Annotated in this window: 6 protein-coding genes and 1 tRNA gene; 5 read left to right on the forward strand and 2 right to left on the reverse strand. The window is 56.3% G+C overall.

Annotated features, from left to right (window positions below):
* Positions 1-56: 56 nt before the first annotated feature.
* Positions 57-1,619 (forward strand): ribosome biogenesis GTPase Der, encoded by a 1,563-nt coding sequence (gene der, locus KJY78_RS04300; protein WP_431732329.1) that lies wholly within the window; start codon positions 57-59, stop codon positions 1,617-1,619.
* A gap of 125 nt (positions 1,620-1,744) precedes the next feature.
* Here the strand turns inward: der and KJY78_RS04305 are convergent, their stop codons facing one another.
* Both KJY78_RS04305 and KJY78_RS04310 read right to left on the reverse strand, forming a co-directional pair.
* On the reverse strand, positions 1,745-2,701 hold the full coding sequence (locus KJY78_RS04305; RefSeq protein ID WP_214337377.1) for an NUDIX domain-containing protein: 957 nt from the start codon (positions 2,699-2,701) through the stop codon (positions 1,745-1,747).
* Between the two features lie 195 nt (positions 2,702-2,896).
* Positions 2,897-2,970 (reverse strand) — tRNA-Pro (locus KJY78_RS04310).
* Between the two features lie 382 nt (positions 2,971-3,352).
* Here KJY78_RS04310 and uppS point away from each other — a divergent pair.
* From uppS to KJY78_RS04330, 4 genes are all read left to right on the forward strand, one after another.
* Positions 3,353-4,117, forward strand: coding sequence for a polyprenyl diphosphate synthase (gene uppS, locus KJY78_RS04315; protein WP_214337392.1), 765 nt, complete (start codon positions 3,353-3,355; stop codon positions 4,115-4,117).
* Between the two features lie 6 nt (positions 4,118-4,123).
* On the forward strand, positions 4,124-5,083 hold the full coding sequence (locus tag KJY78_RS04320; protein ID WP_214337378.1) for an SDR family NAD(P)-dependent oxidoreductase: 960 nt from the start codon (positions 4,124-4,126) through the stop codon (positions 5,081-5,083).
* Positions 5,084-5,094: 11 nt separating this feature from the next.
* A complete protein-coding gene (locus KJY78_RS04325) occupies positions 5,095-6,534 on the forward strand; it encodes an amidohydrolase family protein (protein ID WP_214337379.1) in 1,440 nt (479 codons plus the stop codon).
* 421 nt (positions 6,535-6,955) lie between these two features.
* Positions 6,956-8,643, forward strand: a 1,688-nt coding sequence (locus tag KJY78_RS04330; RefSeq protein ID WP_214337380.1) for a DUF5979 domain-containing protein, incomplete at its 3' end; no start/stop codon positions are given.

Genomic DNA, 8,643 nt, shown 5'->3' on the forward strand with positions numbered 1-8,643 from the left:
AGAATTGAGGAAAGATGACTGAGGGTCAAAACAAAAACAATTTTAGCGGTCAAGAGCTGTCAGATGCCACGGCTGATAGCGCCGCGGTCAATAGCGCCGTGCTTGATAATAACGCGCGCGATAACGCCACCGCCGATAACACTGAGGTGGCAGAGTTTGATTCCACCGCGCTTAATGACGCTGTAACGCCCGAAGAGCGCACCCGCGTGCTGCGCGAAAATCTGAGCGGTTTTGAGCTTGACGAAACAGATTTTCAGCTGCTTAGTGAGATGGATCCTGACGATTCTGAAATAAGCTTTGAAAATCCGCCGGTTGTTGCGATTGTGGGGCGCCCCAACGTGGGTAAATCCGCGCTGGTAAACAGAATTATCGGGCGGCGTGAGGCCGTTGTTGAAGACGTTCCCGGGGTGACGCGCGACCGCGTGCGATACGCGGCAAACTGGCAGGACCGCAACTTCACGCTGGTTGATACCGGCGGCTGGGAGCCGGACGCGCGCGGTATCGACCGCTCTGTAGCCGATCAGGCAGAAATTGCAATAGAGCTGTGCGATGCGGTGCTGTTCGTGGTTGACAGTCGCGTCGGTGCAACAGCTACTGACGAGCGTGTTGTGCAGTTGCTGCGGCGCGCCAAAAAGCCCGTTTTCCTGGTTGCTAACAAGGTTGACGACGCGGTTTTTGAGCCAGAAACCGCCTCTTTATGGGGGCTGGGGCTGGGCGAGCCATATCCGGTTTCTGCCCTGCACGGCAGGGGTGTGGCGGATCTGCTCGACGCTGTTATGCGCAAACTGCCGCGCGAGTCGGCGTATGGGGATCCGCTATTGTGCGGACCGCGGCGGGTTGCCCTGCTGGGTCGCCCTAACGTGGGCAAATCAAGCCTGCTTAACAGAGCCGCTGGCGCAGAGCGCGTTGTTGTGAACGATATTGCGGGCACTACCCGTGACCCCGTTGATGAGCAGGTCGAAATTGCCGGGCGCGTGTGGACATTTGTTGATACCGCCGGGATTCGCCGCCGCGTCAACCAGCAGCGCGGAGCTGATTTTTACGCCTCACTGCGCACCGCCGCGGCCCTTGAGAAGGCCGAGGTTGCGGTGATGCTGATTGATGTGACCGAGCCGATCAGCGATCAGGATTTGCGGATTATCGATCTTGTGCTGGAGTCGGGCAGGGCGCTTGTGCTCGCGTTTAACAAGTGGGATTTGCTCGATGACGACCGCCGCCGCTATCTGGAGCGCGAAATTGAGCAGGATCTCGATCACGTGGCGTGGGCGCCACGGGTTAACATTTCCGCGCGCACCGGGCGGCACATGGAGAAGCTCGTGCCGGCGCTTGAAGCCGCTCTCGAGTCGTGGGATCAGCGGATCCCCACCGCGAAGTTTAACGCGTTTTTGGCGGAGTTGGTACAGGAGCATCCGCATCCGCTGCGGGGCGGGAAACAGCCGCGCGTGCTGTTTGGCACGCAGGCGGCCAATCGCCCGCCAACCTTTGTGCTGTTTACAACGGGCTTTTTAGATCCGCAGTATCGTCGGTTTATTCAGCGCCGACTGCGCGAGCGCTACAGCTTTGAGGGTTCGCCGATTGTGCTGAATATGCGCATTCGCGAGAAGCGGCAGCGCCGGTAGTTAACGCCGTGCAGTTGGTGCGCGGTGCTGTGGTTATTAGGCGCTGGTCGCTTGTTGTGTGAGGATGTTATGAATCGCTGTGTTATGTTGCTGTGTGGTGCGAGCAGTAGCAGGGGTGCTGTGAGCTACTGCGCGGCGGGTTTTTCCTGTGCGGCGGTTGCGATGTGCTGCCAGAGGGTTTTAGCGCCCTGAGTGCGCGCACCGATGCTTGTGACGCGCGATTTTAGCTCCCTGTCGCTTGTGCACACGGTTACCGTGTAGTTTTCGCTAATTAAAGCCTGCACCTGGTGTACTAGTTCATCGTCGCCGCTGCCCGCAGCCTGTGCGATTTGTGTATGCTGCGCGGTTGCGGGGGTGTTCTCAGCCGCGACCTCGACCGCACTGTTGGCCGCGCCCTCTGTAACCACAATCCAGCGCGGATAACACCTGTGCATTCCGGGCGCACTAAGCCCGCTTATTCCGCACAGTTCTGGGGGAACACCCGCCGGGAGCGTTGCTGTGAGCTGCGCAATGAAATCCGCTGTAGCTTTGCCGCGATCGCGCCACCAGCCGTTTGGCATCGCGCCAATCACGTTTGCCGCATCGACCACAATTGCGTGGCGGCTCTCAAAGAGCGGCAGCAGGTGCGGCAGTGCTTGTGCGAAATTGGGATGCAGCGGATAATCGGGCAGCTCATGCTTTGGAATCCACCTAAAATCAAGGCTCTCCCAGTCGAGCGGAGTAGCTTCGGCGGTGCTATCTGCGAGCGCAATTATTGTTGTGTAATGCCACCCGCCTTTGTTGACACGGTGCGCGTAGAGCGGGGTGAGGCTTTGCGGGGCGATGCCGCACTCTTCGGCGACCTCGCGCAGCGCTGCGGTGAGGCTGTTTTCGGAGCGGTGTCTGGCACCGCCGGGAATACCCCAGGTGTTGCCAGCAGCGGTGCGGGGTGAGCGGTGTTGCAGCAGAAATCCGCGCGACGGATCGTAGGCGAGCACTCCTGCTGCGCCGTATTTGCCCCAGTATTGTGCGCCGTCGGCGGCTGTTACCCAGGCATCTCCCGATTCTGATAAAGCTAGCCTGTGTTCACCCGTATTGCTCATGTCACAATTCTATACGGGTGAGGTTTAGGTGCTGCGCGGGTGAAGTGGGGTGTTATGCGGGCGAGGTCGGGGTAATGAGCGGACAAAATAGCGGCGCTGCGCGGATGCGGCAGGGATGCTGTGCGGATACGCTATAAGGACGAGATAGCGGCGCTATACGAGCGAGATGGCGGCGCGATTTGCGCGCCAGCATTGTCAGGCTGACAGGATTTGAACCTGCGACCCCTTGACCCCCAGTCAAGTGCGCTACCAAACTGCGCCACAGCCTGTTACTTTAAAGCATTCAATCTATTTTCGCACAGCGTGGCTCAAAATGCACAACACGCGCTGGTTTTGTGTTTGCTTGTGTGTGAAACAGATGTTTGCCCGGTTATTGTACGTGGCACATTTACGGCAGTGTGTTGCGTGCCCGGTTATTACGTGTGAAGCAGCCTGTTGCGCGTCCTGCGGCTACGTGTGAAGCAGCCTGTTGCGCGCCCTGTGAATCCGTGTGACACACCGGCTTGCTGCCAGTTGCACACCTAAGGGGTGCGTTGTGGGAGCGAGCGTGTGGCGCGTGTATGTGGCGCGCGTCTGGGATCGCGCGTGAAACATCCGCTTCCAACCCGCGCGCGGTACGATAGATACATGGTTGTAAAAGGTTTTGACAAGATGCTGGGCGGTTTGCTCTATCAGCTCTACCAAAACCGTGTGCGCTCGCAAATAGACCCGGCAAACACACCCAAACACGTTGCGGTAATCGTTGACGGCAACCGGCGGTGGGCAAAATTGCGGCTCGCGGAGGCTGCCGCAGCGGGGCATCGCGCGGGGGCGCAAAAAATTCCCGAGTTTCTGAAGTGGTGTGAGAGCGCCAACGTTGCCACGGTGACGCTGTATCTGCTCTCAACCGACAATCTCACCGGTCGCGCCAGCGAAGAGCTGCAGGACCTGTTCTTGATTATCGCCGAGCTGGCAAAAACCCTGGCGGGTAACAAAAATTGGCGGGTGAAGCACGTTGGTGATGTGTCCCTGCTACCTGTGGAGCTAACCGCAGCGCTGCAGGATGCTGAGCGAGCTAATCCTCACGCAACCGGGCTGCACGTGAATCTCGCAGTGGGTTACGGCGGTCGCAGCGAGATCACCGCAGCGGTGCACGCAGCGGTGCAAAGATACCGCGAGCGCGGCGGCGAACTTGACGATCTGGCCAGCTGGCTAACACCCGAGCGCATAGGTGAGCACCTGTGGACGGGCGGGCAGGCGGATCCTGAGCTGATTATCAGAACCTCTGGTGAACAGCGGCTCAGTGATTTTATGATCTGGCAGGCTGCGCACTCGGAGTTTTACTTTGTTGAGGCGCTTTATCCTGATCTGCGCGAGGTTGATTTATTGCGCGCGCTGCGTGATTTTTCGCGCAGGCGGCGGCGTTTTGGAGCTTAGCTGAGAATGAAATACGAACTGCGGCATTTGCCAGATTTGCAGGGTCAGAAAGTCTTTGTCACGGGTGCGAGCGGTAACCTGGGCGCAGCAGTGGCAGCAATTTTTATGTTGCGTGGCGCGCGGGTGGTGTTGCACGCAAGCAGTGCCGCCTCCGCGCAAAAAGTGCGCGTCGGGGTGTGTGCGGCGTGCGAAAAATACGGCGCTGCGGCGGGTGCGGTTGGTGAGCGGTGCGCCGCTGCGCGCGGGGCTGCTGACGTGCCCCAGAGTGGCAGCGGATGCGTCAGGGCTGTCGCTGCGGGCGGGGTTGCTGATCAACCTCAGAGCGGCATCGGCTGCTTGGATGATTTGCCCGAAAATGTTGCTGCGGGCAGGGGTCTTGAGGATCCGCCAATTATTGTTGCTGATTTTGCAAAGCCCGAGCTGATTACCGCGGTGGTTCAGTCTGCGGCGTGTGAGCTGGGTGCAATAACCGGGATTGTGAACTGCGTCGGATGGCAGGCGGTGCACGAGTATAACGAGCTAGACAGCGCTGTCTGGCGGCAAATGTTTGACATTAATGTCACCGCGGCGCACGAGCTGACGCGCGCGGCGGCGCGGCTGATGACTCCCGGCGGGTGGTTGACGCACATCGCTTCGATTGAGGGGCTGCGTCCGGCGGTCGGACACGCGCACTACGCGAGCAGCAAAGCGGCGCTGATTATGCAGGCACGCGCGGCGGCGCTGGAGCTGGGCGGGCGGCGGATTCGCGTGAACACGGTTTCACCCGGGCTGATATCGCGCGAGGGAATCGCCGAGCAGTGGCCGAGCGGCGTTGCCAGCTGGCAACGACACGCTCCGCTTGGCAGACTGGTTGAAGCGAGCGATGTTGCGGCGGCGTGCGTGATGCTGGCGAGCTGCGCGGCGGGCGCGATAACGGGGCAAAATATTGTTGTTGATTGCGGTATGAGCGCAACACTCGGCTGGTAAGGAGAGCAAAAATGAGCGAAAACACACAGGGTGTGGGCGCTGCTAGTGAGCAGGGTGAGAGCTGGACTAGCGAGTGGGGCACTGTTAGCGCACAGAGCACGAGCTGCGCTAACACACAGGGCACATACTGTGACACCCCCGTAACAGTGCTACGGGCTGATGCTCTAATAACTAAACAGCGCACCGTCTGCAACGCCGAGCTCTGGTTTGCAGATGGCAAAATAATCGCGGTGGGTGAGCAGCGCAAGCTCGGTGATCCGCCAGCCAATTCCGTTGTAAAAGACCTCGCAGGCAGGGTGCTAATGCCCGGGCTAGCCAACGGACACACCCACTCGGCAATGACCCTGCAGCGCGGGGTTGATGACGATAACGGGTTTATGCCCTGGCTGGCGCAGGTGCAGGCGTTCGAGCAGCACCTCACTCACGACGACGTGCGCGCTGGCTTGGAACTGGCGATGCTCGAGATGATTGCGACGGGCACGGTCGCTTTTGCCGACATGTACTACTGGGATTACGAGCTTTTGGAGACCGTGCGCCGGGCGGGTATGAGAGTTGCCGCAGCGGTTGCTGTAACAACCCCCGACGCTTCCATGTTTCCAGGTGTGACCTCGCGCACGGGTGCGGCCGAGCTGGCGCACACCGCGAAGCTTGCTGAGCACTATGCAAACAGCGGGCAAATTATTGTGCACTACGGTCCGCACGCGCCGTATTCTGTGCCGCGCGAGTATTTCGAGCAGATCATCGCGCTTTCTAAGCAGAGCGGGATTCCCATTCACACTCATATTGCCGAGTCGCCCGCAGAAACCGAGCAGATGCTAGCGCGCACCGGCTTGCACCCCGCAAGTTATATGCGTGAGCTGGGGCTGTTTGAGGTGCGCACGCTTGCGGCGCACTGCGTCTGCCTGGAGCCGCAGGAGATCGCGGATATGGTAGCTGCGCAGGTTACGCTGTCGCATAACCCGGTGTCGAATCTGAAGCTGGGTAACGGGGTTGCTATGTTTCCGGAGTGGCTGGCGGCGGGGGCGAAAGTTAGCCTGGGCACTGATTCTGTGGCGAGCAATAATTCGCTCGATTTGTTTGAGGAGATGAAACTGGCAACTGTGCTACACCGTGGCGCGCGGCAGGATTCTACCGCGGTGACGTCGCGTGAGGTGTTTAACGTGGCAACCGCGGGTGGTGCGCGGGCGATCGGGTTTGCGCAGTCTGGCGAGCTTGAGGTTGGAATGCAGGCGGATATTATTGCGCTCGATGTGACGGGTATTAATGCGATTCCGCACGATAATCTACTCTCGCACATTGTGTTTGCCGCGAGTGGACGCGATGTTTGCGAGGTGTGGGTTGCTGGGCGGCATCTTTACAGCGAGGGTCGCTATTTGACACTTGATGCGGCGGATATTAAAGTCCGAGCCGCAGCCAGCGCGGCTCGCTTACGAGAGCTGAGCGGGGTTTAGGCTGCTGGTGATTGCCAAAAGCTGATTTGTCTAATGACGAATATATGGAAAGGGTTGATCAGATTTCACTGTAGCTAGCGTTGTAGCGTTGAAAGATGAAGGCTATATGAATTAGTTGCTCACTTTGTGGGTGACTTTTTATCGTGATTGATGCATTATTTTGTGTCGGTTTGGTTTGTTGTGTTGGGTGCGTGGGTAGTGTTTTGGTTTAGTGGGTTTGTGACGGGTGCTGGCAGTGTGCGGCTGTGTATGGTGGGGTTTTTACAAGGTGTGGTTTTGTGTCGGTTTAGTGTTTATTTTGCTGGTTGTGTGTATTGGGGGTTTTGTTTTAGTGGGTTTGGTGCGGGTGTTGGTGGTGTGTAGGGGGTTGTTTGGTTTGACTTTTCCGGGGGGGGGTAGTTTTAATGGTGGTTTATTTTGGATGTTAGGGTCTGAAGCTCTTAATAGGGGTGTTTGTTTGGAGGTTGTTTTGACTGGTGTGGTTTCTTTGCTGTTGCAGGCACGGGGTGTTGTTTCAAACATTCTCACACTGGTGCTGGTGTTCAGCACACTAGTTAGTGCGCAAACAGGGCAAACCGTTGCTGGGGTGGGTGTTGCAGCCGGGCAAAACACCATGCTGCAAGCTGGTGGTGAACCTGTTAAACCCACCACAACTACCGGCAGCCTGCCAGGCAACACTGGTGCAAACAACACAAGCAAAACCAAACCAGCAGCAAACCCCCCGCACACTACACAACTGCCGGCCGGAATAAACCGCACCACAGTTTTGGAGCAAATAGTTAAAAGTGTAACAACAACTGATAAACGATCATATTTTCCCGGTGAAGCGGTTAATATAAAGGTAACAACAGACTATAACCAAGCAAAAACCTATCTGATAGACCAGCTGAAGCAGATGTATGGGGAAAATTATGATCTTACAGTTAGGGTGAATATTCAACTACCCGCCGGGTTTGCAATATCACAGGAAACACTAACTAGAGGTCCTTTCTTGAAGAATTGCACAGGGGGGTTTGATTTATCTTGCTCATTAAAGGATTATCAGTTTTCCTATAACAGGATGTCACACTCGGTTGCAGCTAGTTTTAAGGTGTATCCTGGTTTTGTTAATGATGCGGGGTTTTTTGATTCTATTTCAATAAAGGGTACTGCCACGAATGTGGTTAATGTGGATCATCGGGTTGCTACTACTGTTTCTGGAGATATTCAGTTTCGTGCCGATAAAACTGGTGTTAGCCCTAATCCTTTCGGTCATTATGACACTTTCACTGGTATTCCTTCCGAAGCCACGTTTCGGGTTATTTCTCGTAAAACGGTGTTGAAGGCTTCGTTTCAGCCTGTGGGGCTTACTGAAGGACAGGTTGTTGTAAGAGGTGATGTTGTGTGTACTTTTCCTGGTGGCCAGCCAAGCAGGAAAACTTTGATGTTTACTCTGAAACACAACGAGCTAGCAAACGGCAGGTGGGATAGGGTGTTGCATGACATGGTTGATGTGGGTAGTAATTGTACTGTGACTCTTAACAAGGGTATGGTTTCTGCTGGTTGGAGATGGAAAACGAATACACCTATTGTGGTAACAGAATCAAACATCACCAGCCAACGTACTGCTCAAATACGGTTGGAGGTTGAGCGGATTCCTGTTGATGTTGCGGTTACTGCTGCTGGTGGTGGTGTGAGTGTTAATGGTGGTGGGTCTGTGGCTGTGTCGTTTGTGGTAGCAGCTAGTGGGAACGAGGCAAGTAATGTGCCTGTTACTATTCAGCTACCAAAGGACGGGTTTGTGAAAACAAACGCCACAGACAACTCGACGTGTACCACCACAGGGCGTGCTATGTGCCCTGCCAGGTGGGTGTACAACGCAAACAGTCACACGGTGACAGCAACTATACCGCGGATTCCTGCTGGGGGTAGTGTTACGGTGACTGTTACAGGTGAGGCTGGGTTGTTTGAGGCTAACAGCCGTGATTTTACAGCTTCTGCGATGTCTGCGTTTGCTGATGCTAACCAGGGTAATAATAGGGCTAGTCAGAAAGTTACTGTTAAGAATAAGCGGGTTGCTGTTTCGCTTGTGTTGCAGCCTGTGGGGGATTACCCCACCAGTGGTGTTGT

It is taken from the genome of Canibacter zhuwentaonis, from assembly GCF_018531145.1.
Taxonomy (GTDB): Bacteria; Actinomycetota; Actinomycetes; order Actinomycetales; family Microbacteriaceae; genus Canibacter; species Canibacter zhuwentaonis.

Excerpts from the sequence above, each read along its gene's own strand:
- KJY78_RS04325 (WP_214337379.1), top strand. The coding sequence starts at position 5,095 with ATGAGCGAAAACACACAGGGTGTGGGCGCTGCTAGTGAGCAGGGTGAG.
- uppS (WP_214337392.1), top strand. The coding sequence starts at position 3,353 with ATGCTGGGCGGTTTGCTCTATCAGCTCTACCAAAACCGTGTGCGCTCG.
- KJY78_RS04320 (WP_214337378.1), top strand. The coding sequence starts at position 4,124 with ATGAAATACGAACTGCGGCATTTGCCAGATTTGCAGGGTCAGAAAGTC.
- KJY78_RS04305 (WP_214337377.1), bottom strand. The coding sequence starts at position 2,701 with ATGAGCAATACGGGTGAACACAGGCTAGCTTTATCAGAATCGGGAGAT.